23 protein-coding genes and 5 pseudogenes are annotated in these 24,694 nt (G+C 65.2%); 11 read left to right on the top strand and 17 right to left on the bottom strand.

Annotated features, from left to right (window positions below; all coding sequences use genetic code 11):
* Positions 1-350: 350 nt before the first annotated feature.
* The gene (locus tag ACQPZ2_RS24790) at positions 351-1,031 is read left to right on the top strand and encodes a TetR/AcrR family transcriptional regulator (protein ID WP_433520640.1); all 681 of its coding nucleotides are present in this window, start codon (positions 351-353) and stop codon (positions 1,029-1,031) included.
* Here ACQPZ2_RS24790 and ACQPZ2_RS24785 read toward each other — a convergent pair.
* From ACQPZ2_RS24785 to ACQPZ2_RS24770, 4 genes are all read right to left on the bottom strand, one after another.
* Positions 1,019-1,270 carry a hypothetical protein gene (locus ACQPZ2_RS24785; RefSeq protein ID WP_433520639.1) on the bottom strand — a complete coding sequence of 84 codons (252 nt, stop codon included), beginning with the start codon at positions 1,268-1,270 and terminating at the stop codon, positions 1,019-1,021. The genes ACQPZ2_RS24790 and ACQPZ2_RS24785 overlap by 13 nt on opposite strands.
* Positions 1,246-1,566 carry a hypothetical protein gene (locus tag ACQPZ2_RS24780; protein ID WP_433520638.1) on the bottom strand — a complete coding sequence of 107 codons (321 nt, stop codon included), beginning with the start codon at positions 1,564-1,566 and terminating at the stop codon, positions 1,246-1,248. The genes ACQPZ2_RS24785 and ACQPZ2_RS24780 overlap by 25 nt, the downstream gene beginning before the upstream one ends.
* A 627-nt stretch (positions 1,567-2,193) precedes the next feature.
* Entirely contained in the window at positions 2,194-2,415 is a 222-nt protein-coding gene (locus tag ACQPZ2_RS24775; protein ID WP_433527515.1) for a DUF732 domain-containing protein, read from the bottom strand.
* Positions 2,416-2,604: 189 nt separating this feature from the next.
* Positions 2,605-3,429, bottom strand: coding sequence for a transposase (locus tag ACQPZ2_RS24770; protein WP_433520637.1), 825 nt, complete (start codon positions 3,427-3,429; stop codon positions 2,605-2,607).
* A gap of 382 nt (positions 3,430-3,811) precedes the next feature.
* Here ACQPZ2_RS24770 and istA point away from each other — a divergent pair.
* A pseudogene (gene istA, locus ACQPZ2_RS24765) lies at positions 3,812-4,585 on the top strand (IS21 family transposase); the annotation flags it as partial.
* A 6-nt stretch (positions 4,586-4,591) separates the two neighbouring features.
* On the opposite strand, the gene ACQPZ2_RS24760 reads toward istA, so the two are convergent.
* From ACQPZ2_RS24760 to ACQPZ2_RS24750, 3 genes are all read right to left on the bottom strand, one after another.
* Positions 4,592-6,691, bottom strand: a complete 2,100-nt coding sequence (locus ACQPZ2_RS24760; RefSeq protein ID WP_433520636.1) for a recombinase family protein — start codon at positions 6,689-6,691, stop codon at positions 4,592-4,594.
* 287 nt (positions 6,692-6,978) lie between these two features.
* Positions 6,979-7,464, bottom strand: coding sequence for a helix-turn-helix domain-containing protein (locus tag ACQPZ2_RS24755; RefSeq protein ID WP_433520635.1), 486 nt, complete (start codon positions 7,462-7,464; stop codon positions 6,979-6,981).
* Positions 7,465-7,653: 189 nt separating this feature from the next.
* Positions 7,654-7,902: a DUF5372 family protein gene (locus tag ACQPZ2_RS24750; RefSeq protein ID WP_433520634.1), complete on the bottom strand. Its 249-nt coding sequence runs from the start codon at positions 7,900-7,902 to the stop codon at positions 7,654-7,656.
* Between the two features lie 41 nt (positions 7,903-7,943).
* Between ACQPZ2_RS24750 and ACQPZ2_RS24745 the strand changes: the two are divergent.
* Both ACQPZ2_RS24745 and ACQPZ2_RS24740 read left to right on the top strand, forming a co-directional pair.
* Positions 7,944-8,732 (top strand): annotated as a pseudogene (locus ACQPZ2_RS24745) (Mu transposase domain-containing protein); the annotation flags it as partial.
* Positions 8,733-8,781: 49 nt separating this feature from the next.
* Positions 8,782-9,111 (top strand): annotated as a pseudogene (locus tag ACQPZ2_RS24740) (ATP-binding protein); the annotation flags it as partial.
* 76 nt (positions 9,112-9,187) lie between these two features.
* Here ACQPZ2_RS24740 and ACQPZ2_RS24735 read toward each other — a convergent pair.
* Genes ACQPZ2_RS24735 through ACQPZ2_RS24725 form a run of 3 tightly spaced genes read right to left on the bottom strand, consistent with a single transcriptional unit; the run spans position 9,188 to position 12,965 of the window.
* Positions 9,188-9,631: a DUF6262 family protein gene (locus ACQPZ2_RS24735; protein WP_433520633.1), complete on the bottom strand. Its 444-nt coding sequence runs from the start codon at positions 9,629-9,631 to the stop codon at positions 9,188-9,190.
* Positions 9,628-11,787, bottom strand: coding sequence for a tyrosine-type recombinase/integrase (locus ACQPZ2_RS24730; RefSeq protein ID WP_433520632.1), 2,160 nt, complete (start codon positions 11,785-11,787; stop codon positions 9,628-9,630). The genes ACQPZ2_RS24735 and ACQPZ2_RS24730 overlap by 4 nt, the downstream gene beginning before the upstream one ends.
* On the bottom strand, positions 11,784-12,965 hold the full coding sequence (locus ACQPZ2_RS24725) for a tyrosine-type recombinase/integrase (RefSeq protein ID WP_433520631.1): 1,182 nt from the start codon (positions 12,963-12,965) through the stop codon (positions 11,784-11,786). Before ACQPZ2_RS24725 ends, ACQPZ2_RS24730 begins: the two co-directional genes overlap by 4 nt.
* A gap of 124 nt (positions 12,966-13,089) precedes the next feature.
* Here ACQPZ2_RS24725 and ACQPZ2_RS24720 point away from each other — a divergent pair.
* From ACQPZ2_RS24720 to ACQPZ2_RS24700, 5 genes and pseudogenes are all read left to right on the top strand, one after another.
* Positions 13,090-13,269, top strand: a pseudogene (locus tag ACQPZ2_RS24720) (ATP-binding protein); the annotation flags it as partial.
* A gap of 306 nt (positions 13,270-13,575) precedes the next feature.
* On the top strand, positions 13,576-14,646 hold the full coding sequence (locus tag ACQPZ2_RS24715) for a tyrosine-type recombinase/integrase (RefSeq protein ID WP_433520630.1): 1,071 nt from the start codon (positions 13,576-13,578) through the stop codon (positions 14,644-14,646).
* Positions 14,643-15,581: a tyrosine-type recombinase/integrase gene (locus tag ACQPZ2_RS24710; protein ID WP_433520629.1), complete on the top strand. Its 939-nt coding sequence runs from the start codon at positions 14,643-14,645 to the stop codon at positions 15,579-15,581. Before ACQPZ2_RS24715 ends, ACQPZ2_RS24710 begins: the two co-directional genes overlap by 4 nt.
* The gene (locus ACQPZ2_RS24705; protein WP_433520628.1) at positions 15,578-16,567 is read left to right on the top strand and encodes a tyrosine-type recombinase/integrase; all 990 of its coding nucleotides are present in this window, start codon (positions 15,578-15,580) and stop codon (positions 16,565-16,567) included. Before ACQPZ2_RS24710 ends, ACQPZ2_RS24705 begins: the two co-directional genes overlap by 4 nt.
* A 124-nt stretch (positions 16,568-16,691) precedes the next feature.
* Positions 16,692-16,949 (top strand): annotated as a pseudogene (locus ACQPZ2_RS24700) (ATP-binding protein); the annotation flags it as partial.
* Between the two features lie 76 nt (positions 16,950-17,025).
* Here ACQPZ2_RS24700 and ACQPZ2_RS24695 read toward each other — a convergent pair.
* The 7 genes from ACQPZ2_RS24695 to ACQPZ2_RS24665 all read right to left on the bottom strand — a co-directional run bounded on the left by ACQPZ2_RS24695 (position 17,026) and on the right by ACQPZ2_RS24665 (position 22,604).
* Positions 17,026-17,241, bottom strand: a complete 216-nt coding sequence (locus ACQPZ2_RS24695; protein ID WP_433520627.1) for a hypothetical protein — start codon at positions 17,239-17,241, stop codon at positions 17,026-17,028.
* 1,082 nt (positions 17,242-18,323) lie between these two features.
* Positions 18,324-18,551 (bottom strand): hypothetical protein, encoded by a 228-nt coding sequence (locus ACQPZ2_RS24690; RefSeq protein WP_433520626.1) that lies wholly within the window; start codon positions 18,549-18,551, stop codon positions 18,324-18,326.
* 44 nt (positions 18,552-18,595) lie between these two features.
* Positions 18,596-19,369: a MerR family transcriptional regulator gene (locus ACQPZ2_RS24685; RefSeq protein ID WP_433520625.1), complete on the bottom strand. Its 774-nt coding sequence runs from the start codon at positions 19,367-19,369 to the stop codon at positions 18,596-18,598.
* A 33-nt stretch (positions 19,370-19,402) separates the two neighbouring features.
* Positions 19,403-20,173 carry a hypothetical protein gene (locus tag ACQPZ2_RS24680; protein WP_433520624.1) on the bottom strand — a complete coding sequence of 257 codons (771 nt, stop codon included), beginning with the start codon at positions 20,171-20,173 and terminating at the stop codon, positions 19,403-19,405.
* The gene (locus ACQPZ2_RS24675) at positions 20,170-21,261 is read right to left on the bottom strand and encodes a hypothetical protein (RefSeq protein WP_433520623.1); all 1,092 of its coding nucleotides are present in this window, start codon (positions 21,259-21,261) and stop codon (positions 20,170-20,172) included. Before ACQPZ2_RS24675 ends, ACQPZ2_RS24680 begins: the two co-directional genes overlap by 4 nt.
* A gap of 550 nt (positions 21,262-21,811) precedes the next feature.
* Positions 21,812-22,312 (bottom strand): YbaK/EbsC family protein, encoded by a 501-nt coding sequence (locus ACQPZ2_RS24670; protein WP_387282948.1) that lies wholly within the window; start codon positions 22,310-22,312, stop codon positions 21,812-21,814.
* Positions 22,302-22,604: an ArsR/SmtB family transcription factor gene (locus tag ACQPZ2_RS24665; protein ID WP_433520622.1), complete on the bottom strand. Its 303-nt coding sequence runs from the start codon at positions 22,602-22,604 to the stop codon at positions 22,302-22,304. The genes ACQPZ2_RS24670 and ACQPZ2_RS24665 overlap by 11 nt, the downstream gene beginning before the upstream one ends.
* 146 nt (positions 22,605-22,750) lie before the next feature.
* On the opposite strand from ACQPZ2_RS24665, the gene ACQPZ2_RS24660 reads away from it, so the two are divergent.
* Positions 22,751-23,668, top strand: coding sequence for a helix-turn-helix domain-containing protein (locus ACQPZ2_RS24660; RefSeq protein ID WP_433520621.1), 918 nt, complete (start codon positions 22,751-22,753; stop codon positions 23,666-23,668).
* Between the two features lie 72 nt (positions 23,669-23,740).
* Positions 23,741-24,352: a dihydrofolate reductase family protein gene (locus ACQPZ2_RS24655; protein ID WP_433520620.1), complete on the top strand. Its 612-nt coding sequence runs from the start codon at positions 23,741-23,743 to the stop codon at positions 24,350-24,352.
* The last annotated feature ends 342 nt before the right edge of the window (positions 24,353-24,694 follow it).

Genomic DNA, 24,694 nt, shown 5'->3' with positions numbered 1-24,694 from the left:
ATGGCCTGGGTGAGCGTCTGAGACCTCTGGTTTCGGGTGTGTGACGCTCGAGATTTGAGTAAACTCTTGGTAGAGCAGTGATTGCTGAGATCAATTGCTGTACCAGGAGTTCGGTTGTCACCATCGAGTATTGCCGTGTGTTCGTCGTGCCCGACTCGCGAAAAAGCACCGGGGCATCGGTGTGGGGGAGTGTTCGTCGTCGACGACTGATGGGCAGTGGGCCATACTCGAACCGCTGCTGCTATCGCCGGGTAATCGGGGTGGAAGGGGTGGGCCTTTACCGGTTGGTGAACGGAACCGCTCGGGTCGCGTGCACGGTGTCGGAGTCGCTGCTGGGTACGGTTGCGGTTGTGCCCCGAGAGACGTTGACCAGAGACCAGATCGTCACGGCGGCGGTGGCAGTGTTGGATGCCGAGGGTGTGGCCGGATTGAACGTGCGCCGGCTCGGCACGCAGTTGGGTGTCGCTGCCACGGCGATGTACTACTACGTCAGGAACAAAGACGAGTTGGTCACTCTCGCTGCCGATTCTGTCTGGCAGGAACTCGAGCTGCCCGACCCTGCGGTGACCGAGTGGCGTTGTGCTGCCACCGTACTGGCCCATGAGCTGCAGTCGATGATCACCCGGCACTTCTGGCTACTACCTGCCATGAGTACGCACTTGATCTACGGCCCGGGTAAGGCCCGGTTCGACGACTGCTGCCTGGCCGTGTTCGAGGGCGCCGGGTTCGCGGAGGCGGAGGCGGACCATGCCGCCGCGACCATGCTGATGTTCGTCATCGGCGCGGCACAGGGATCGGCCGCCGAACGCGCCTGGCAGGCGCGGGTGCGCCGCAGCGGAGTCGACGAAGACGCACGACAGGCCGAGACCGTGGCCTCCATCGTCGAGACCGCGCAGCAGTTCCCCCGACTCCTGGCACGCCTGAAGGCATCGCCGGACAGCGTCGAAACCCTACCCGGCGACACGGGATTCGAGTTCGGGTTACGCACGGTGCTCGACGGTCTGCAGGCTCGGCTGGATCACGAGAAGTAACGGCTGGCCGAGGGCAGGGTGAGCAGCACGATCACCGCGAGCGAGCCCGCGGTGGCCAGCAGCCACCGCGCCACGATCGCTGGTCGATACCACGACGGCAGGGTATCGACTCCCGCTTGCAGCACCGCGCCGATATCGAGTTCCCGGACCCGTGGATCGTCGAGTTCGGCGAACGTGGACACCGTCATCCGCATCGCGAATACCTGCATGGTGGTTATGAAGCCGACTCCGAGCAGCACCAGTGGCTCCGCCCCCACGACAGCACCCGCCCGATCCCGGTCCCGGACAGATTGAGTACCGCCAGCACGACCAAAACAGCCGCGATCGCATACCCCGCGACCAGCGCCCCGCGTCCCTCGTCCAACCGGACCCCGTACTCGGCAAGCACCTCCGGCGCTACTCCACGCCGCACCACTTCCGCGTCCATCGCGCGCTGAGCCCGCGGCCCGGCCGACCGGTAGGAACCAAGCATCACTACGAACAACCCCGCCAACCCCAGCTGCAACAGACACGCCATCGCCACGGCAACAGGCACGGCACCCTCCCGAATAGTTTGAACTAAGATAAAATCGAGGCTACCGGCATTTTTAACTTTGCTCAACTCATAAACCTGCAGACTCGGCATCACTGGAGTTGGACAGCCCTCCGCCGCCGGTTCGTCACCCTCACCGGGCGATGGCGACCGATCACAGCAGTCGACGGAACCGAGTTGTTCAACATTGCCACCGTGATAGTTACTCGATATCGGTGGCGCACCAACAGGATTCCCAACCGGTGGATGACCCTGCAACCAGTCTGACGACAGAAACCGTGGAGAGACCGTTGCGTCGAGAGGCGCACGGCGGGTTCGGCGAGAGGTCCGGGAACGGACCGGGAGCAATCCCGACACCGCGCCCCGGGCGTACTCAGCGGTGACGGATTTGCTGTATCTGGGGCAGTCCCTGGCGACGGCCAGCAGTAGGGGACGCGTTAATGTGCCGGACTCCTGCGGTGTGCCTGTCGGACAAGGGCGCCCGGACCGGTGGCGAGATCCGCATACTGCAGGCTCACGCCAAAGTGGCGCGCCGAATGCGATCCAGGTCTGCAAGCGCGTGAAGCTCAGAGGGACGAAGCCAGCCCGGATGGTGACGACATCCGGGCTGCCCTACAACCGGGCGAACAGTCAGCGTTCCGCGAATCTCGGGCACAGGTCGTTCTCGGCCGCGACGACCCAGTTGGCTGCGGTCTGCATCGTGTCCCCGTTGTCCCGCATCTCTATGACGATATCCGTCGCGGACTTACCGGAACGGCGCTCGTCGCAGATCGCGTACCCGAGTTCTACGGCCGCGTCCTGGACGGCGGCGTTCGGATGATCGAGCACACCCACTGCGATCAAGTCATGGATAAAGTCGGTCTCTGCGATCGGGCGTGCGTCCGCTGTGCCGGCAAGCAGGTCGGAGCGATCGCGAGAGCGATTGCGGCGGCAGCGATGACGACCGCGCGCCAGTTGTTCTTCCTGATCAATTCTCCCTTGAACCGCATCTGGAATGACGCCGCTTCACCCTAGCCTTTGACTCTGATGCTCCTATTCTTGTCATGCGGTAGCGAGCCATGCTCGGTAGGTGTTGGCGAGTTCGTCGTTGCGGGCTTGGCCGCGTTCGATGCGGGACAGGGTTCCTGGCCAGACGCCGAGATGCCTTGCGGCAGCGGTGAGAGTGATGTTGAGTCTCTGGCGTCCGGGACGCAGGTCGGCGTAGTCCGGGATTGAGATGGCGCGGGTCAGCAACCGATAGATCTCGCGGGCGATCGCGCGTTTGAGTAGGCGCAGAATCTCCGGTTTGGATCGGCCCGCTCGCGTCTGCCGGGCTACATATGACTTCGTCGGCTCATGCTTGGACATGCGGACCAGGGCGATACGGTGCAGCGCATTATTGGCTCCACGATCACCACCGCGCGAAAGTCGGTGTCGCGTAGTCTTTCCGGAGGATGCCGGCATTGGAGCTGCGCCGCACAGAGCGGCGAATGAACTCTCACCCCGCAGCCTTTCCGGGTTATCGCCGGCGGTGACGAACAACTGGGCAGCGGTGTCAGGACCGACGCCGAGAGCTGAACGCAGAGCAGGACACAGAACCACGGTCAATTCGTTGAGCTCGGCGGTGAGGGTGTCAACCTGCTCGTTGAGGAAAGCGACTCGATCGGCGAGTGCCTTTGCAGCAGTGAGTATTCCAGAGATCATCTGCTCGGCATGAGCGCTGGGACGGGTGCTGGTGAGCTCGGCGATGAGCTCTTTGGTGGTGTGTCCGCGGAATCTGGCGCGCACCGATTCCGGCGCGCTGACGAGCACCGCCTTGATCTGGTTGATCGAGGCAGTGCGGGCCTTGACCGCCGAGCGCCGCGCACTGAGCAGTGCTCGGACCACGCTGGTCCGCTCGTCCTTGGGCTCTGACCACCATGCCCGGACAACGCGGCCCGCACTGCAGCATAGGAGTCCGGAGTGTCGGACTTACCTTTGCATCGTCGCGCCGCGCGATCCGGACGGCAGACCTCGACAACCGGAATACCCTCTGCAGCAAGGGCTCTGGTCAATCCAGCGCCATAGCTGTCAGCGGTCAAGTAATTCCCCCAGGTGAGGGCGTTGTCCGTCAAGTAATTCCTCCACCGGCGCTACTGGCCGTCACGTAATTCCTCCACCCTGGCGGTGTGTCTGCTGGGGGTGGGCCTCGCACATAGGTTCGCTTCTTCTCGAACGGTTGTTCCCCCGGGCGAGAAGAGGCGGTGAGATGGCGAGGAGAAGTTTCTCTATGTTCGATCTTGTCGAGCTCTACACGCACTGGCAGGCCGGTCGCGGGCAGCGTGAGATGGCCGCGTCGCTGAATATCGATCGCAAGACGATCCGCAAATACACGGCTCCGGCGATCGCCGAGGGCATCACCCCGGGCGTGACGCCGCCGTTGACGGCCGAGCAGTGGGCGGCCAAAGCGGCGGAATGGTTTCCAGCACTGCATGATCCGGCCGCGCGGGCACTCACCTGGCCAGTGATCGCAGAACACTCGGACCAGATCGAGCAGTGGCTCGCTGCCGAGGTGACGGTGGCAACGATCGCACAAAGACTGCGTGACGAGCATGGTCTGGCCGCGTCGGAATCGTCGGTGCGGCGTTGGGTGGCAGTGCATTTCGCCGACGCGCTCGCTCGGGAGAAGGTGACCGTGGCGCGGGGTGCGGTGGAGCCGGACAGCGAGGCGCAGATCGACTACGGCAAGCTGGGCATGTGGTGTGATCCGGCCACCGGCAAGCGAGTGGCGGTCTGGGCGTTCGTGATGGTGCTGTCGTGCTCACGACACATCTTCGTGCAGCCGGTGCTGAAGATGGACCAAACCTCCTGGTGCGCATCACATGTCGCGGCGTTCGAGTTCTTCGGCGGGGTACCCGCCCGGCTGGTGATCGATAATCTCCGCACCGGTGTCGACAAGCCCGATCTCTACGATCCGAAGCTCAACCGCACCTACGGCGAGCTCGCGATCCATTACGCCACGCTGGTGGATCCGGCACGCGCCGGGAAGCCGAAGGATAAACCTCTGGCTTCATACTGCGCTCCTTGTGGTTGATGCGGTGGTTGTTGTGGTGGCGGGGGTTGGTTTGCGGGGTGGGCGTCCGGGTCGTGGTCGGGCGAGGTCGGGGCTGGGGAGTTGGTAGAGGTATTCGCCTTTGTCGTTGGCGCGTTTGCCGGTGAGCAGCCCGCTGTTGCGCCAGGTCTTGACGGTGTTGGGGCTGATGGCCAGGTGGCGGGCGATCTCGTTGAGGGTGAGCAGTCCCTGGTCGCGCAGTCGTTGGGTGTGGCTGCGTAGCTGGTAGGCGTGGCGGATGTGGCGGATGATGCCGAGGTGGAGGGGTCCTCCGGTGCCGCTGGTGAGTCCTTGGTTGGTCAGGATGGCGGCGATCTCGGAGTCGGTGTGTTCGTCGAGCAGTGTGTCGACGGCGGTGACGACTTCGGTGGGGGTTTGGCGGATCTGCCAGGAGGCCAACGGGATTGGCAGGGTCAGTGTGTGGTCCTGGCCGCCGCGGAGTCTGATGTGGACGGTGATGGTGGTGTCGTTGCGGGCGAGCGTGGCGTCGGCGATCAGCAGGCGGACAACGCGTTTGCGTTCGCGCATCGGGGTGTTGGGGTTGTTCCAGAGGGCGGGGAAGTCGGCGGCCAGGGCTGTGATCGCGTCGCGTTGGGCTTGGTCGAGGGGCCCGTTGTGGCTGTGGTGGGCGCGTTCGTAGGTTTCGGTGGCGTCGTTGAGTTCGCGCAGGGCAGCGTTCCAGGCCGCTTCGAGTTGGTCGGCGACCAGGCGGTTGGCGGGGTCGACCGCAAGGTAGCGGCGGCGGGCGAGGTCGGCATGGTATTGGGCGCGTTGGACGGTGGTGGCGCGGATGCGGTCGGCTTCCTCGGCGCGGGCGGCCAGTTCGTCGGAGACCGCGAGGGCGGTCTGCAGGGCCAGTGGGGTGAGGGTGTCCAGCAGCAGTGTGCCGACGGCGGCGTCGATCGAGGCGCCGGGGACGCGCTGGCAGATCGCCTTGCCCCGCGCGATGCCCTCGGACTGGCAGACGTATTCGGGCGTGAGTTGGTCTTTGCGCTGGTGGTAGCGGACGGTCATCCGGCCACCGCACTTGCCGCAGATCACGAGTCCTTGCAGCAGGGCGGGGCCCTCGCGGGGTGGGCTGGCGCGGCGGTCGGTGCCGTGGGCGGTGGCGTTGGCGGCCAGTCTGGCTTGGTTGGCCTCGAACCGTTCCCAGCCGATGTAGCCGACGTGGGCGTCGGTGATCAGCACGGTCCATTCCTCGCGTGGGAGCACGCGGGTGCTCTGCCCGCCGCCGGGCTTGCGCGCGTGGGCGTGGCGGCCGTAAAAGAACGCGCCGGCGTAACGGGGGTTGTGCAGCACCTGCAGCACCCGGGAGTGCTCGAGCTCGCCCCAGGACAGCTCGCCCTTGCGCGGCCCGGTGGCCAGGCGGCGGGGGAACAACAGTTCGTCGGCGGCGAATGCCTTGACCACGGCCAGGGCGGACCCGGTCGCGTCGAAGGTGTCGAACACCCGCGCCACCGCGCCTTGGACGCTGGCGTCGGGATCGAGGGTGACTGTGCCGGTGCCGTCGCGGACCAGGCCGACCGGCAGCGGCATGACCAGCTCACCGCGTCGGGCCTTGGATAGTTGACCGCCCCGCAGCCGCGCTTTGAGAAAGTGCAGTTCGGCCTCGGACATCGTGCCTTTCAAGCCGAGCAGCAGCCGGTCGTTGAAGTCGGCGGGGTCGTAGAGGCCGTCCTCGTCGCAGATCAGGGTGCCGGTCAGGGCGCAGATCTCCAGCAACCGGTGCCAGTCGGTGTTGTTGCGGGCCAGCCGGGACACCTCCAGGCCCAGCACGATCCCCGCTCTGCCCATACCGACCTCGGCGACGAGGCGCTGGAAGCCTTCCCGGTCGGCAGCCGAGGCCCCGGACTGGCCCTGGTCGGTGTCGATGACAATGATCTGCGACTCGGCCCAGCCCAGGGCCACTGCCCGGCCGCGCAACGCGTATTGCCGGGTGGCGGACTCGGTGTTGGTCAGCACTTGCTTGAGGCTGGACTGGCGAACATAGAGGTAGGCGTCACGCCGCAGGTGCTCGTGGCCGACCTTGCCTGCCGCGTTCGCGGCGAGGGTGTGCATCAACTGCTCCTTGATCGTGTGGTGCGCGCAGGCAAGCCAGCGCCATGCCGGCCATCACCCGAACCAACTCATCGGTCCGGCCTGATGGCACGATCGCTTGCCTGACAGGGATATCTCGCGAATTATGTTGCGGGGCAACGAGGATCTGCTGTTGCGTGGTGAGCCAGGCGGCCATGCCGCGCCCGGCCAGCACACCCCAACCCAGCCGGTGCCCACCGGGCCGACCGGACAACACGGCCCGCCGCAGCCGCTCGTATCGTTCCGCGGCGCCCTCGCCCCGCGCGGGTTCAGGGGCCGCTTTTGGGTCCCTCCTCGAATTCGGTGCGGCGGCGCTCGAGCGCCCGCTCGACCGACCGCGGGTGCACCCGGATTCCGAACCGCTGCTCGATCCGCTCGGCCAGTTCGCCAGGCCGTCTGGCAGGGTCGGTGGCCAGCAGCTCCTCCAAGTGGTCGATGACCTCGGCGGTGAGCTTGCGCGGCCCTTTCGGGCCGGGCTTGCCGGGCACCAAGGCGGCCGGGCCGCCCTCGGCCAGCGCGGCAGCGGCCTGGTAGAAGGTCTGGCGGGACAACCCGAACGCCGCCGCCGCGCGGGCGACCGGCACGCCATCGACCTCGACGCGGCGCACCATCTCGTACTTGACCTGCACCATGTCCCGCGCGTCGAAGAACTCCGAGGACGCGAACCGCTCGTCGGACACTACCTCCGGGCGCGGGTTCAGCGTCCGCGACTCCCGCAACGCCCGCGCCTTCTGATCCTCACGCCGCTTGGCCACGCCAACCTCCACCCTTCCATGTGTCAATAGGATTCTGTCAACACGATCAAGGAAGCTAGCCGAGAAGCACTACGAAAGTCCAGTCATATCAAGGAATTACTGCCTGCCATCTCAGAATGTATCGGACGCTATCCAACCTCTCGGCATAATCTTCCTGACACTCGCGGCGTAGTCTGATTGACAGGCCGATCACGCCGAGTGCAGCTGGGAGATCATGACGGCGAGGGCGAGTAGATCGCCGACCCGGAACGCGCAGCGGCCCGCCGCCATGATCACGAACGGGTCCGGCTCGGCCGCGTCGGTCCAGGCAGTGGGCAGGGACTTCAACTCGCCGCGCTCGTCGTGGAAGCACACCCGGTCCTCGCCCCAGTTGTTGCGCAGCGCAACGAACTCGAACTCCCGCCCGCACCACGGATGGAAGGGATGGGTTACACGCACAACACGTCGCGTATCAGGGGCATCGGGTGCATTCGACGACTCGGTCCAAACCGCGGGTGGAACGCCCGATGCAGTATGTTCGCGATTCCTTCTGGCGCGGAAGGGAATTCACCAGCATCATACATATGCAAGCCGAAGCCGTCCGCTGGAGCAGCCAGGTCGCCGGACTGCGGAAATCCCGTGCTCTCGACGGCGGGCAACCAGCGCGGGTGTTCGCCGCGGTCGAGGCCGCCGCGTTGGCGCCGTTGCCGGTGGCGCCGTTCGAGATCTCGGCGTGGTCGACTGGCATGGTGGGCCTGGACACCCACATCAAGATCGGAAAAGCCCTCTACAGCGTGCCGTGGCGGTTGATCGGGCAGAGGCTGCACGCCCGGACCTGCGGCGACATCGTGCAGATCTTCCGAGACCAGCACGTGGTGGCCACCCACGTGTTGCACTTGTCCGGGCGAGCAACGAATCTCGAGCACTACCCGCCGGAGAAGATTGCCTTCCATCTGCAGGGGCCGACCTGGTGCCGCAAGATCGCCGCCGAGATCGGTCCCGCCTGCGAACTTGTGATCGGGGAGTTGTTGTCGCCCAACGCTATCCATCACCTGCGCGCAGCGCAGGGCATCCTGCGGTTGCGGGAGAAACACGGCCTGGACCGGGTCGATGCCGCCTGCGCCCGCGCGATCGAGGTCGGTGACCCGTCCTATCGCACTGTCAAAGGCATCCTCGCCGCCGGCACCGACACCGACGACCCGGTCACCGACCTCGCCAGCCGCCACGTTGCCTCGGTGCCGGCGTTCCTGCGCGGCCCCGACCAGTTCGGCGACCACCCCGCCGCCTGAAACCACCCCCTGTCCGTCAAACACTTTCCACTCTTTTAGGAGAATCCTCATGTCATCCATCAGCGACCCCGGCCTGCGCAACGTGTTACGCGCGCTGAAACTCACCGGCATGCTCGACACCCTCGATGCGCGGCTGGCCCAGACCCGGGACGGGCAGCTCGGGCACCTGGAATTCCTGCAGGTCCTCTGCGAAGACGAGATCGCCCGCCGCGAAACCAACGCTCTCACACGAAGAATCAGGCGAGCCAAGTTCGAAGAACAGGCCACCTTCGAGGATTTCGACTTCGCCGCCAACCCGAAACTCCCCGCCGCTATGATTCGTGACCTGGCCGCGTTGCGGTGGCTGGATTCCGGGGAGTCGGTGATCTTGTTCGGGCCGACCGTTATCATCGGTTTGTTTTGATTTCGGCTTGTTTCCGCAGGTAGTGACCTTCTTTCGATTGATGTGATGATGGTCAGCAGGGGCCGATGGTTTTGGCTCTGGTGTGTGGGGTGGGGTTGCCGCGGCGGGTGAGTTCGCGGCGCAGGTCGAGGTTTTCGCCGTGGGCTTGTTCGAGGGCCTCGCGCAGGGCTTGGATTTCGGCGCGGTGTCGTTTCTTCAGTTCGGTGATCTGCAGGCTGAGTGTCTGGACGAGGGTGTTCTCCGAATCCGTTGGGGGCGTGTCAGTTCGGATCGGTTTCGCATTGGCGCGTAAGCGTTCGATGCGTGCCCGCAGGTCGGGGTGGTTGTAGAGAAAGGCATGGGAGACGCCTGCTTCGCGCTGGACGGCCTGGAAGGTGACGGGCTCGCCGCGTTTGAGCAGACGCCGGATGGCTTGCTCGGCATCGTCGGTCTTCTTGCCGGACTTGGCTTTCGCGGCGGCGACCAAGGCCGCGGTGCGGTCGGATGGGCTGGTCACGGTCGAGTTCTTCCGGGGATGGGGCCGAGGGTGAGTGAGACTGGTCCGGTGGTGCTGTCGCGGCAGCCGCCGCCTTGGACGGCGCGGCCGGGGTCGGCGGGCAGGGCTTCCAGCAACCGGGCCAGAGCCTGCCGCTCGGCGTGACGCTGGGCGAGCCAGACGTTGTCGGCAGGCATCGGTTTGCCGTGCCGGTTGGCGAATTCTGTTGTGGCGCGGTCGATCAGAGTCGTGGTGTCGTCGAGTTGGCGTTGCAGCGCCGCCCGATGGGTGGTGTCGGTTGCGAAGACCGAACACGTCAAGCACGCATTTCCCTTGTCACACTTTTGAAGTGGCGGCAGCAGACACCAGCCGTTGGGCAGGAACCGGTCCGCGCGGTCGAACAGGTGCATGCTGTCGTGATCGTCGCGGGAGAATTGGATGCGGGTGCCATCGGCTTTGAGCTTCACCGTGGCCAGGAACGCCTGCTCGGCGTGCTGTTCGCGGGCCGCGATGTAATGCATGGTCATCGTCGGGGTGGCATGGCCGGCATAGCGTTGCAGCACGTGGATCGGCAGGCCGAGCTCGGCCAGCCGGGTCAGGCGGGTATGGCGGAAGCGGTGGGTGTGGCTGAGCTGGACCGGGCGGTGTTGGCCGTCGGTGATTTGAACCAGGTTGTCGAATTCGCGCAGGATCCAGGCATAGCTGCCCGCTGGGTAGGGTTTGTTGCCGGTTCGGTTGCCGCTGCGTTGCATGAAAAGGAACTGTGGCTGCCGGTCGGGGAACTGTTCCCGGATCCATCGTCGCTGTTCCTCGATGACCTCGACGACTTCCTGGCCGACCAGGATCGTGTCGGGTGCGACGTCGATTTTCGTTTGCGCGTAATGGAATCGGGCGATTCGTTCGCCGTCGGTGTCGGCGACGGTGGATTCCGGTGGGGCGGACAGGCAGTCGAAGGCGCAGGTGCGGATCTCGCTGGAGCGGCGGCCGGTGAGGATCTGCAGCAGGATCATCCGCATGGCCTGCGGGTTGTTCAGGCCGCGGGCGAACACCTGTGTTCCGTCGTCACGGGTGATGGTCATCTGCTCGTCGCGTGGTAACCCGATGACCGGCAACGCTGCTGTGATTTGGGCCAGGGCGTGGTCGTCGACGTAGTGGGCGTCGTTGAACTCTGGGGTGTGGGGAATCCGGGTGACCTGGGCGAACCAGCTGGCGGCATGCGCTGGGGTGATCCGGTCCCAGGGCGAGGGACCGAACATGGCGCGGGTTTCACTGGGGTTGGCGGCGATGAAGGCCATCAGCTCTGCTACTGCCCGCAGGTCGTCGTTGATCAGTCGCGGATGCACCTGTTTGCCGAGATCCAGCCGACTGCCGGGATGACGCAACCGGTTGCGGGGGTCTGCCGCCCAGTGCCGGAACTCCGCTGCCTGGCGCGCCGCGAGGGCCGGGTCGCCCAGCACCGAGGTCGGATCATCGACGCATCCGGTGAGCCAAGTATCGAAGCGACGCAAGCATCTGAGTCGTTCCTGGCTGACGGTGGTCCAGCGCAGCGTCCCAGCCTCCAGCGCGGTTCCTAGATACCACTTCACCGCCGCCCGCAGCCAGGGCTGAGTGATCTCGCCGGGGATCGTGCCGTAATTGGCCAGGGGTTCCCGCTGCGACAGCGGGATCCGTGGATCGCAGCGCGGATGCCAGTAGTCCAGCTCCCACCACGGACCATCGTGGCAACGGGCCAGCAGAGCCAGTCGCGCGAACCGGAACAGGATGCGCAGCCGGGCGCGGACACCCTTGTTCGGCAGCCGTCCCAAGCGGCTGCCGTAATACCAGCCCTGCAGCGTTGATGCTGTGTCCCAATCCATTTCGCGGATCGAGACCGGAAACGGTTGGTCCTTCTTGATCGCGTGGCGAACGATGCAAGCCAGATGATTGATCGCCAGCACCGACGACCGAGTGCCATCCTGCGCCTGCCAATACGCCATCCACGCCAGTTCGGCAGCCATCCGGTCCGGCAGTCCTGTCAGGATGATGTTGTGGTCTTTGAGTTCGGTGAACGCCTCCCAGTTCTCGACCTCGGGTCCGATGATCGGTCCCTGCCATGCCGGTGGGAGCTCACGCCAGAGCCGCCAGATCGGATCGACCGCGTCGACCGGACTCAGGAACGGTGGCCGGGTCGCGTTCACTGATTCACCTGCCAGCCCGCGGCATAGAACTTCCAGTTCGCCGCCGCCCGCAACGCCTCGTCCTCGCAGACCCAACCGTATAGATCGAGAGTGGTCTGAACGTGGGCGTGACCAAGCCGACGGGCCACCACCCAATCCGGCGTCCCCGCCAGCAGCAGAGCGGACGCGTGGGTATGCCGGAACCAATGCGGCGTCCAACCCTTCGGTCCGATTCCTTTGCACCGCAACGCATTCACCTTGTCTCGCACCGTCCCTTCCTGCAAAGGCGCCAGCAGCGGCGGCCGGTGCAGATTCACCAGCAGCGGCGAGTCGACCGTGACGAGCAGGCCGAGATCGGTTGCGCGGCAAGCCAGATAGGTCAGGTAGTCGGCGAGCAGTCGCTCCAGGTCGGCGCCGACATAGACCCGGCGCGGGCGCATCATCTTCACCCTCGCCCCGTTTGCGTTGTCCTCGCGCGGCACGATGTCGACGAACGCGGTGCCGCCCCGACCGAGCACGAAATCGCTGATGGCAAGCCCCAAGACCTCACCGAGCCGGGCGCCGGTCTCGGCGAGAATCGCGAACAGCAGCCGATCCCGCAGGTTCCCGGCCCAATCGCCTGTGGCGTGGTCGGCGACGGCGCAGCCGTCGAGGATGGCCTGGACCTGCTGCGGCAGCAAGATCGGTGGCCGCGCATGGTGGCGTTGACGGCGGACCCGCACCAGCGACGACGGCGCCGGTGCCGAACGGGCATCCAGATGCGCCAGCAGCCCCCGCGCCGGCATCCGCCGCGGCGTTCCCCGCAACAACCGGCCCGCGACTGGGACCCCGAACACTTCCTGCTGCCAGCGATAGAACGAAATCAACGCGGCCAGACGAGCTTCCAGCGTCGCCGCGGACGGCTGCTCCTCAGCGGGAACCAGACGGTACTCGACCGTGCGGCCGTTGCGCAGCCATGACAGGAACCCGGTCACCGCCGGGACACCGACCTCTCGCCACCGGCCGGTCTCGTCGCGATGTTCGAGGAAGGTCCACCACTGCGCCAGCGCGGTCGCATACCCGCGCACCGTGTTCGGCGACCACAGGTGCCGATGAGCCTCGATCCACTCCTCGACCGGGCCGACCGTCCGATACGAAGCGTCGACCACCGTCCACGTCCGCGCACCGCCGGACGGGCGCACCGCAATCCCATAGGCCACCAGAGCCATTCCCTCATCACGTTGTTGAAGCCCTACTGATAAGCAGGCAACAACGAGACCCGATGCCCACCAAAGATGTTCGTCGTGAACATCGATGAGGACGGGTCAGCTCCCGGTGATAACGGTCGGGGTCGGGAAAACCCATGTGGCACAAGCACTCGGACACGCTGTCGCCCGACGCGGCGGCGACGTCCGCTTCGCCAAAACCTCACGGGTGCTGGCAGATCTGGCCGGCGGTCACGCAGATCGTTCCTGGGGCAAACGAATCCGCGAATACACCAAACCCCACGTGCTGATCCTCGACTTATCCCGAGTCGGGGATTATCCCGATGTCTGGTGGGATTGACGTGGGAGTGGTTGTAGCACTGGGTGATTGGTTCGGGTTGGTGGTTTGTCACTCGGAGTAAGTTCGGGCGTCGCACTCTTTGGTTGCGGAGGCAGGGTGTCTTCGCGTCGGAGAGGAGCAACAATGGGAACGACCAGGTGGGTAGCCGATGGGGGTCCGCTGGTGGGGTTCGCTGGCGGGTTCAAGCGGGAGCTGGAGAAGCGGGGAAACAAGCCGACTGCGATTGCCCAGCATTTGAGGCTGATGGGACAGTTGAATCGGTGGATGGCCAGTGCTGATGTGGCTGCGCAGGATCTCACGCCGGCGGTGGTCGAGCAGTTCTTCGCCGCTGCCCGTGGTCAGGGTCAGCGCCGGGTTCCGACGATGGCGACTGCGGCGGTGCTGCTGTCGTTTCTGGCGGGCCGGGGTGTGATCGCAGCCGTGGTGCCGGTGGCGGTGACCGCGCGGGATCGGTTGCTGGCCGACTATCGTCAGCATTTGGTCGATGAACGCGGTCTGGCGCCGACCACGGTGTTGCGATACGAGCGGTTCGCGAAACGGTTTCTGGCGCAAAGGTCTTCGCGACTGGGTTGCGATGTCGGCGACGAGGACCTGACCGGCGGGGAAGTCAACGCCTTTCTGCTGGCGGCCGGTGCCCGGTTGGTGGTGGAGTCGGCGAAACGAGAAGCCGCCGACCTGCGCGCGTTGCTGCGGTTTCTCTATCTGCGGCGCCGGCTCGATGCCGATCTCGGCGTGGCGATGCCGCCGGTCGCGGCGTGGCGGGGCACCCGGCTGCCCAGCGGCCCGAGTGCCGCCGAGGTCGACGCGGTGCTCGACAGCTGTGATCGGTCGACGACCAGCGGGCGCCGCGACTACGCGGTATTGACGCTGCTGGCCCGGTTGGGATTGCGCAGCGGCGAGGTCGCAGCCCTCCAACTCGGTGATATCGACTGGCGGCACGGGGAAATCGCGGTGCGCGGCAAAGCGCGCCGGGTGGATCGACTTCCGTTACCGAGTCAGGTGGGTGCAGCTGTCGCGGAGTATCTGCGCCACGACCGGCTTCACTGCAGTTGCCCGGAGGTGATCTTGACCTTGTATGCGCCGCCACGGCCGATCCATCCCAGCAGCATCCCCAGGATCGTTTACCGGGCCTGTCGCCGCGCCGGGGTGAGCCCGGTCGGCGGGCACCGGCTGCGCCACGGGCTAGCCACTGAAATGCTGCATCGGGGAGTGAGTTTGGTCGAGATCGCGCAGGTGCTGCGGCACTCGGATCTGGGCACGACTTCCGACTACGCCAAGATCGACCGCATCGCGTTGGCCGCGGTCGTGCAACCCTGGCCGCAGGCGCGATCATGAGCACCGACTTCGCCGCTCACGCCGCCGATTATCTCCAATTGCGTCGGGCGCTTGGCCACGAGCTGGCCGAGGCGCACCGGCTGCTGCCGCGTTTCGTCGATCATCTCGATGCGGCCGGAGTCACCACGATCACCGTTGCTGTTGCCCTGGACTGGGTTCGGCGCCGCGACGTCGGCCCGGCCAGCTCGATCTGGTCGCGCCGGATGACGGTGGTGCGCGGGTTCGCCCGCTATATGTCGGGCATCGACCCGGCCACCGAGATCCCTCCGCTGGGCCTGGTGATTCACCGGCAGCGCTGGAATCCGCCGTTCATCTACTCCTCCGAAGACATTCAGGCGCTGCTGCGCGCGGTGCCGGTGGTGGTGCCATCCCCGCTGCGCAGGGCGACGGTCGAGACAATGATCGGGCTGCTGGCCTGCACCGGGATCCGGGTGGGAGAAGCGATAGCCCTCGACCGTGACGATGTCGGCTGCGGTGAGGGCGTGCTGGTCGTGCGCGCATCGAAATTCACCAAGACCCGCGAAGTGTTACTCGACCCCACCGCGGCGGCCGCGTTGGCCGCCTATGCCGCGATTCGCGACGAGCAGGTGCCGCAGCCGGTGAGCCGGACGTTCTTTGTTTCCGGCAAGGGGACCGCGATGATCTACGCCAACTTCGGCCTGCTGTTCCGGCGGCTGGTGGAAACCTCACGTGTCGGTTCCGGCTCGTCGGTTCGCCCACGCATTCACGACCTGCGTCATTCGTTCGCGGTGCACACACTCGTGCGCTGGTATCGCAGCGGCGACGACGTCACGGCGTTGCTGCCGCGACTGTCGACCTACATGGGTCACCGCGCACCGATCTACACCTACTGGTATCTGTCCGCCGCACCGGAATTGCTGTCCCTGGCCGCCGAACGACTGCAGAACCAGCATGCAGAAGGACACCGTCGATGACTCTCCTGGCCCCGACTCTGCAGTTGTTTTTCCTCGAGCGGCTGGTCAACCAGCGCCAAGCCAGCCCGGCCACGATCACCTCCTACCGCACCACCTTTCAGCTGCTGCTGCGGTTCGTCTGTGATCGCACCGGCAAAACACCCTCAGCATTGGACTGGAAAGACCTTGATGCTGAGGTGATTTCGGCGTTCCTGCAGCACCTGGAAACCGGCCGCCACAACAGCGCCCGCAGCCGCAACACGCGGCTGGCGGCCCTGCGGTCACTGTTCCGGTTCGCGGCACTGCGCCATCCCGAACATGCCGAGTTGATCCAGCAAGTGCTCGCTATCCCGCAGAAACGCTTCGACAAGACGGTCGTGTCGTTTCTGCAGCCCGAGGAGATCGACGCTCTACTTGCCGCGCCCGACCGCTCCCGCTGGGAAGGGCGCCGTGACCACGCTCTACTGCTGCTCGCCGTCCAGACCGGGCTGCGGCTGTCGGAGCTGACCGGACTCAACTGCGGCGACATCGAACTCGGGTCCGGCGCACACGTGCGCTGCCGCGGGAAAGGCCGCAAACAACGCTGCGTCCCGCTGACCCCGGCCACCACCGCTGTCCTGCGCGTCTGGCTTCGAGAACGGCACGGCAGCCCCAACGAGCCCGCCTTCCCCACCCGCACAGGCCGCCGCCTCAGCGACGACGGCGTCGAAGCGCGACTCAAACTCTGCACAACCATTGCCCGCCAATACTGTTCGTCCTTGGAAGGCAAGAAGATCTCACCACACACCCTCCGTCATTCCTGCGCGATGAATCTGCTCCGCAGCGGAGTCGACTCGACGGTCATCGCACTCTGGTTGGGCCACGCCGACCCCCGTTCCACCACCGCCTACCTGCACGCCGACATGGCGATCAAGGAACGCGCCCTGGCCCGCACCACATCACCCACCTCGAAGCCCGGCCGCTACCGGCCACCCGACGACCTACTCGCCTTCCTGGAGAACCTCTGAATATTCCGATGCCAACAACGCCACCGATCCGAAAAACACCGCCGCACAACCACTCCCACATCAATCCGCCAGACATCGGGATAATCCCCGACTCGGGATAAGTCGACTAATCCCGAGATCGGGATTAGTCGACGATTTCGCCATGCGCGAGCACACCGCCATGCACGCCGACGACCTCTACGAACTCATCAGCGACCGCGCCATCAACGGCAAACCGCTGATCCTCACCTCGAACCGGGCGCCCAAGGACTGGTATCCACTGTTCCCGAACCCCGTCGTCGCCGAGAGCCTGCTCGACCGGCTCATCAACACCAGCCACCAAGTACTGATGGACGGCCCCTCCTACCGGCCCCGCAAACGACCCGGACGACCCACCAACTAACCCGCCCCAGCAGCCTCGCTACGCTGACATCGAGGCCCGCCAACTGGAGGAATTCCGTGACGGCAGGCCGGGGGAATTACGTGACCGTCCACACATAGCTGCTGGTTCCTTCCACCCCGACCACACGAGGAACGCCATGACGGCTGAGGAACTCGACGGCCGAGCGATAGCCCGATTCGGTCGTCGGGAACTCCCGATCAGCCACCGGCTGACCGGTAACCGAGATTACAGCGAGATGGATTGTGTCGATATAGGTGTCGGCGCCGCCGATGATCTCGCACGGGTCGGTCATATTGCTGGTCCTGCCTTCCGAGATGACGGTGACAGCACACCGGCCACGCGGACAGACAAGACATTGACGAGGCGAAACCAAGCCCCTATTAGGTCATCCCCACGCGGCCGACATGCTCGAAGCGTTTCCGCCCGAGCCGACGGACCAAAGTCAGGACAACCCAGCAGGGCGTCAGTCAGTGATAGAGCAACGACCCGAACGGGAACGCATCACATCATCAATGTCGGTGATCTTGGAATTCAGTGTGTGGCAGCTGGTGGGCTGTCACAGTGCGAGGCGCGAATACTGCTGCGTCCCGTGAAGGAGGTGTGACCGGAATATGGCAGAAAGCGGCAATGGCCTTCTGCCTGGGGGCTGGTCACGAGCTTCGTGCAGCGGTGGGACAGCCGGGAGCGCACCCGCGCCGCCGACTTGCGCTATCCCGTGGACGCCTACCTGCGTCGCGACGGCCGAATCGTGATCCTGGACGGAATCCACCGACTCTTGAAAGCCTCTGGGCCGTCCCCGATGAATAAGACCAGGTGGTCTCGTCATCGGGGACCGCTCACCTCCCTCACAGAACAGGCACATATGCGGGTGCGCGTCCTGGAGCCGCACAGGTTCGACACTATCGCCGTGCCCGCACCATCGAGCGCGGACCCCGGTGACTACTGCCCCGACCGAACCCGACGACATCGCATAGCTGTCAAGGGGCGATCGGGGGGGTAGTGGTCGGCGTTAACGCAGCGACGCCCTGGGGTACGTCCCAGGGCATCGTGAACTGGTTGTGACTGTTGCTGTTTCTTTCCCGCGCTGGCGCTGTTCAAGTTGGCCGCGGACTGTTTCGGTGCCCGTCAGCCGCTGACGTGGGCGGTGCGGTCGGAGTGCTGTCGGTAACTCCAGGATTCGGGAGTTGTTGACAAGTGCAGCATGTGCACGCGAACTGACAAGTAGCTGTGCCGTATCCGCCCGAAATTCGGCCGATATTGCGGCGACACCAGGCGCTCGGTGATCGAACACCTCGTGCGGCCTACACCTCGTGATCATCGGAGCACCGCTCGATCAGCAGCACTCTCGCGCAACGGGCTGTTTCTTGGTTCTTCTCACGGATTGCTGTTCTCGGCGCTGGTTCCCTTGCGGCGAGCGGCGCGCGTTGTCCGGCGTAACCGGATATAGGTGAATACGCCCTGTATTACGACTGCGATCGCCAGGCTCGACACCACACCAGCGGGTGCCGCTCCCGCGGCGACCAGCAGACAGCAGATGACGGCACCCAGTCCTAGCGGCAGCGTCGAGGCGACGGCGACGGACAGGCGAGCCCAGTGATTCATGGAATTCTTCCCTTGCACGGCACAGGATTTCAGTAGGGGCGGTTTTATTCTCGGGTGGGATCGTGGCGCGCGTGGTCGAGGTAGTCCGCCAATGCCCGCCATTCATCGGCGGGTGCGGCGGGATCGCGGGACATGGCAGCCGGGTCGTCACACCAGGCGCCGCGAACTCCCGCCGAGACCCCGGCATCCTCACCGGTGAACAGCGCACTCAACTCATCCATGCGGCGTGCCAGACGCCGAACTCGGTCGTCGGCGGGATCCACCCCTTCCCGCCGGTGCCGATCGGCCCTGCGATAGAGCTCCGGCCATTCGATCTCCAACAGATAGTGTTTCGCGGGGCCGAGCGCCGTCGCCCGATCACCGAGTCGTCGTTTCTGATCGGTATCCAGATGCCGGCTCAGTACCTGCTCGCTCGCCGAGCTTGCACCGCCGATCGTCTCGAGGGCCTGTAACAGTGTCTCGGGTGTCGCGCCCCGTTCGGTCACCATTTCGGCAGCGAGCCGCACCAGTTTCTGCCGCACCGCCTCCAGTGCCGCAAGAGACGCCTCGACACCACGCAGATGGTCACCGATGACCCGGGCCGAATCGACGCCCGCGTCCAGGCAGACAACGATCGTGTCCAGGCTCAACCCCAAACTACGCAGCGCCAAAACCTGATACAGACGAACAAGATCGTCGTCGGTGTACTCCCGATACCCGCTAGGCGTCCGCTGTGACGGACTCAGGACACCGATCGCATCCCAATGATGCAACGTCCGCACCGTCACACCACTCGCCTCGGCAAGCGGTCCGACTGTCCAGCCTCCAGAAGTATTCACCCCCTCACCATGCACCCTCACGCCACGTCAGGGTCAAGCAGCGGGAATCGTTGCGGTGCTGTCGGGCAGCGGGGTTTCGGCGGGGGTGGTGGTGTGTGGTGGCTGGGTCGGTGGGCGTGGTGATCGCTGTGCGGTGGTGTCGCGGTGTTGGGGATTGTGTGGTTCGGGGGCGGGGTGGTGCTCTGGGTGGTGCATGGTGGGCTTCGGGGAGGGGTGGGAATCGGGTTGGTCTGGGTGGGTGGTTTTGTGCAGGAGTGCGTCGATGCGCCAGGTGAGGGCGTTGGTGAGTTGGTCGGGGCGCAGCGGTGTGGTGTCGTCGGGTTGGGCGGCGAGGATGAGTTCGTATGCGGTGGTGAGGAGTTCGGCTGGTGTCCAGTCGGTGCCGGTGGCGCGGTCGATCGCGGCGACCAGGCGCGGCCATGCGGGGTCGTTGATGACGCAGTGCGCAGTGTGCTCGCCGATGATCTGGTGGAGTTCGGTGCTCCAGTCGGGGTTCAGGTTGCCGGTGCTGGTGAGGTCGGCGGTGTGGAGTTCGAGCTCGAGTCGCGACCACAGAGCGGCAGCGGGCATGTCGTCGGGCAACGGTCGTAGCGCGGCGGCGTGGGTCAACCGGGTGTGGATGTCGATTCCGGATCGGTGGGCGACCTCGATCTTGTCGGCGAGGATCGGCCACCACGGGTCGGTGAGGATGCGGGAATCGAGGCGCGTGATCAGCGGCGCCCACTTGTTGGCGGGCAGGTGTATATCGCCGAGGGTGTCGGTGACGCGGGTGTCGAGGAGTTGTTGGTGTTTGCGTTCGCTCACGGGGTAGCGGGCGGGTCCGGTCGGGCGTGGATCGCGGTCGTCGATGTGTAGGGAGGCCCGCCACACGGCGAGGTCTTCGAGCAGGCGTGGGTCGGATCCGACGAACGGGCGTGCCCACTGCGGTGCGGATGCGGGTGTCCAGGTCTGGACGTCGTCACGGATTTGGGTGGCGAGGTCGGGTGACGATGCGAGCGCGGGCAGCGAGTTGGGTGGAGTCGAGTTCCGCGCGCAGCCCGCGGGGGGATCCCGGATACCCACGGCAGTGATGCGTCGGTGGTGGAGTGCGCGCCAGAGGGATCCAGACGCCAGTCCAGCACGGCGGCAACATCATCGGCGGTGTCGAGTTCACGCGTGTTCGCGGCGGTGCGTAAGGCGGTGATCGGGTCCCGCCCGGATAGCGCGATCATTGCCAAGTGTTGACGCAGGACGGGGTAGGCGGGGCTGTCGGTGAGATTGGGATGCACCGCTTCCGCGGCGGCGTCGAGGTGTTCGAGTTCATCGGCGCCGAGGGCCTTTTCGGCGGCGACACCGAGGGTGTCGAGGTAGATATCGAGCGCGCGCCCGATTCGCTGGTGCGGATCGAGGGCGTCGCGCAGCACGGTGCGTGCCGATTTTTGTGCGCCGTCGCGCCCGAAAATGCGCAGTAAGAGCTCGACAGCGGTGCGCGGAAACACGGCCGGTTCACTCCAAAACGAGCTCTCACTGCCATCCAACGCGGTCGGTATATAGACGTGGTTGGCGTGGATACCGCGGGTGAGTGCGACGTAAAGCTGTTGCAGGGATTCGTGTCCGGTGAGCGCGACATGGCACGAGTCGGCGGTGATTCCTTGCGCGGAATCGATCGTTGTCGCGTACCCGAGGCGCACATGCGCGGCGACGTAGTCGGCGGGAAGCCGCACGCTGTGACCGAGTGTGTTGTTCGACCGCAGATGGGTGGCGGTCAGGCTGTCATCACGGTGGACGGCAGTGACGGTCCAGGCGTAGCCGTTGCGGACCCGATCGGTGTCACCGAGGCGCAGTGCCGGTTGTTGCGGCGGGTGCGGATCGTGTCCCCAACCGAGGCGTGAAGCCCGTCGGCGAGAATACATTCCGCGTCCACGACACCGCCGTCGCGGGCGATGCGGTCGGCGCGGGCGCGGGCATTGAGTTCGGTGACGATGTCGTGGGTCGCGGCGAGCATGATGGCATCGCGGCCGGCGAGGTGGTCGGTGATCCAGGCGGTGTAGGCGTCGTCGTGGGTGGCCCCGGAGTGTCCGGCGTGGACGCGGCCGTTGTCCAGATACCAGCCGAGTGCAGCTGGGTCACCTTCGCGTAGTTGCAGACTGGCGGTGGCTTCGGCGTTGGAGGCGAACCGTACGACGTGGGTGCGGGCATGGTCGCTTCGGGTGCTGCGGCGTCCATGTCGGTATCGGCGCCGCCGGCTTCGATTGCCGCGAGCTGGTGTGGGTCGCCGATGCAGCGGATCGTCGCGCCGCGGTTGTGCAGGAATCGCCGATTTGGATCAGCGTCTGGTTGTACCAGGGATGATCGACTTGCTTGATGAGTTGTTGGACATCCATCGTCTGCAACGCGGAAAACATTGGCTCATAATTGATTTGGTAGCCGAAACCGGGCTGGGACACGGAAACTCCTGACTGTTCAGTTCGCGGTGGCGATGTCGGCGATCCGGGGGTTGGCCAGGCGGAGGTAGTCGTCGGTGGCCAGGGCGATCGAACGGTCCAACCGCGCTGCGTTGAAATACAACTCGGGAAGTGCCAGGAGTCCGGTGTCGGCGACGACGTGTAGGTGTGGGTGATAGCTGAACGGGAGAACGGTGCCACTGACCGAGCCGGCCAGCTCCTCGGCCCGATCCTTGCTCGCGAATCCGGCGTAGGTGCCGTCGTGCAGCGCCTTGATCGCCCCTAGGTCGAGCTGGGCGTCGCCGGGCACCACCGCCAGGACGTAGCGGGTGTTCTTCTTGCCCGCCTTGACCATCACCACCAGACACTTGGCCGCCTGGCCCGCATCGTGACCACGCAACGCGCTGACCAGATCGGTGCGGCCTTCGGGCGGATGCTCCAGCACGCGGTATCGCGCGCCGCCGGAATCCAATTCGGCTATCAGCCGCGCGTACAGACCGCCGCCCTGCTCACCACTCACCACTCAACATCTCCTTGATCTGCGCGATACGGTCCTCGTCACGCTGGTAGAAGACCCACTGTTTGATCTTCTTGCCGCGGATCAAGCCCGCCTGGCTGAGCACGCGCAGGTGCTCGCCGCACGTCGGCTGACTCACCTCGAGCTTCTCGGCGATGAACAACGAGCACACCCCGTCCTCGACCAGGTCCCCGTCACGTTGCGGCGGGAAATGCCGCATGGGATCGCGCAACCACTCCAGAACCTGCAGGCGCTTGTCGTTGGCGAGCGCTTTGATGACGTCGGTCTCGATCACTTAGTCATTATGCTAATTAGCTAACCTGCTGTCTATAGGGAAACGCGAGCGACTTCCAGCCGGTGCTGAGCCTGGTCGCCAATCGTGAACGTTTGTCGTGGAGAGGATGTGGCAATGGGTGACTCGATGGTCGCGAGTCGTGGAAGATGGCGGACACGAAAGGGTTCCCACCTGGTATAAGCCGGATGGCGCCGTGGGTGGACTTCGACAAGACTGGCCCTGTGCGCTACGTCGGCCGAGTCCCTGCGCCGCCGCTGGATCGGTTCATCGACGATATCTACTGCCTGACGGGGATGCCGCGGCACCGACGGATGAACGTGCCGCCGATGCCGTCGGCGCATTTGTTTCTCAATCTGGGTGGGCCGATTCGGCTGCGGGATTCGGATTCCTCGGCGGCGCCCGCCCTGTTCGTCGATGGATGGTTCATGGGCGTGTGGACCAGGCGGTTCGTGGTCGAGTATGCCGACTGGGTGCGGGTTGTGGGGGTGCATTTCAAGCCCTGGGGGCTCTCGCCGTTCATCGGTATGCCCGCGACCGAACTGCGGGACCGATGGGTGCCGGTCGATGCTGTCTGGCAACGGTCGGTGGAGCGAATCCGAAATCAGGTCGGTGATGGCACGTCTGCCGATGAGATGCTCGGGGTGGTGGAGCGGGAGTTGCGTTCGCGGCTGCCCGAGGACTGGCCGCGGGGCCTCGACCTGGTCCGGCACACCGGCACCCGGTTGGCGACCTCGCACGGCACGGTGCCGGTCGGCGCGTTGACGGACGCAATGGGCGTGAGCGGCAATCACCTTGCCGAACAGTTCAAATCGCACGTCGGGATCACCCCGAAGCCTATGGCGCGGATCTACCGATTCGCGCAGCTCATCGTGTCCGTCGACGCCGAGCGCCCGGTCGACTGGGCGGAGGTGGCGCACTCGGCGGGCTACTTCGACCAGGCGCATTTCAGTCGTGAGTTCAGGGCCTTCACCGGTCGTACCCCGACCGAATACTTGGCCCTGCGTCGCCGGTTCCCTGTCGATCGGGGCTTCCCGCCGGATCTCGGCCCGATGCCCGCCGATTGATTTTTTACAAGCCGCGCCGCGCCGCGCCCGACAAGATCGGATAGGACAACGCACGAGCCTCGAGGAGCATCAGTGGGTACCGTAATCATGCACAACGTCGTCTCGGTAGACGGTTTCATCGCAGACAAGAACGACGACGTCGGCCCGCTGCACGACTGGTACTTCAATGGTGACACGCCCATCACGGCCGGCATCGACGAAAAGTTCGACCATTCCGGAACCGGCAGCCGCTTCAAGGTCTCCGCCGCCTCAGCCGAATACGTTCGCGCCATGTGGGAATCGATTGGCACCATCATCATGGGCCGCACCCTCTTCGACCTGGTGAACGGCTGGGAAGGCCGCCCGCCCGCAGGGGATCACGTGGTTGTCGTCTCACACCGTCCCAAACCCGAAGGCTGGCACCCCGAAGCCTCCTACCATTTCGTCGACGACGTGACCGCTGCGGTAGCCAAGGCATGCGAACTGTCCGGCGACCGAACCATCGCCGTGAACGCCGGCGAGGTCGGCGGCCAGATCTTCGCCGCCGGCCTCGTCGACGAAGTAGCGATGGACGTGGTGCCGGTCGTATTTGGTTCCGGCAAACCCTATTTCGGCAGCATCGACGGTCAACACCGACTGGAAGATCCGCACGTGATCATCCATGGCGAGGGCGTACTTCACCTGAAGTTCCGAGTCCGCAACTAGCCCGCACACGCACGGGCAACCCGCGCACAATGCCACTGCGGTCTACAGCTCAAACGTTGCCGTCGTGCTAGCACCGGAGTCGTCTACAACCATGCGATGGGACGCAGCTTGGTCAACCAGAGACTCCGCCGCGCCCAACGCGGAGCAATCGACGCAGGACTTAGCGTGATCGAACACGCGATGGTACACGTCTCACCGGTGTCGTGCGGTGCGTTCCAGGCGTGATCAGCCGGTCGCCCGCGCTGGGCTGCGAGCGCATGACCACTTGGGCGTGTGTCGAAGTGAGTTGAAGGGTGGCACCGCTGTGCGGTGCCATTCTTCATTTGTTTTGTGAAAGTGGTT

This window comes from Nocardia pseudovaccinii (assembly GCF_050942345.1).
In the GTDB taxonomy this organism is placed as follows: Bacteria; Actinomycetota; Actinomycetes; order Mycobacteriales; family Mycobacteriaceae; genus Nocardia; species Nocardia pseudovaccinii.
The sequence above is the reverse complement of the archived record's forward strand: the minus strand, read 5'-3'. Positions and strand labels throughout refer to the sequence as shown.

Coding starts and splice junctions, on each gene's coding strand:
- ACQPZ2_RS24760 (WP_433520636.1), bottom strand. CDS start 6,691: ATGCACACCCTCGCCGCGAACGCGGCAGGCAAGGTCGGCCACGAGCAC.
- ACQPZ2_RS24715 (WP_433520630.1), top strand. CDS start 13,576: ATGGCCAGTGCTGATGTGGCTGCGCAGGATCTCACGCCGGCGGTGGTC.
- ACQPZ2_RS24710 (WP_433520629.1), top strand. CDS start 14,643: ATGAGCACCGACTTCGCCGCTCACGCCGCCGATTATCTCCAATTGCGT.
- ACQPZ2_RS24705 (WP_433520628.1), top strand. CDS start 15,578: ATGACTCTCCTGGCCCCGACTCTGCAGTTGTTTTTCCTCGAGCGGCTG.
- ACQPZ2_RS24695 (WP_433520627.1), bottom strand. CDS start 17,241: ATGACCGACCCGTGCGAGATCATCGGCGGCGCCGACACCTATATCGAC.
- ACQPZ2_RS24690 (WP_433520626.1), bottom strand. CDS start 18,551: ATGAATCACTGGGCTCGCCTGTCCGTCGCCGTCGCCTCGACGCTGCCG.
- ACQPZ2_RS24675 (WP_433520623.1), bottom strand. CDS start 21,261: ATGTATTCTCGCCGACGGGCTTCACGCCTCGGTTGGGGACACGATCCG.
- ACQPZ2_RS24660 (WP_433520621.1), top strand. CDS start 22,751: ATGGCGGACACGAAAGGGTTCCCACCTGGTATAAGCCGGATGGCGCCG.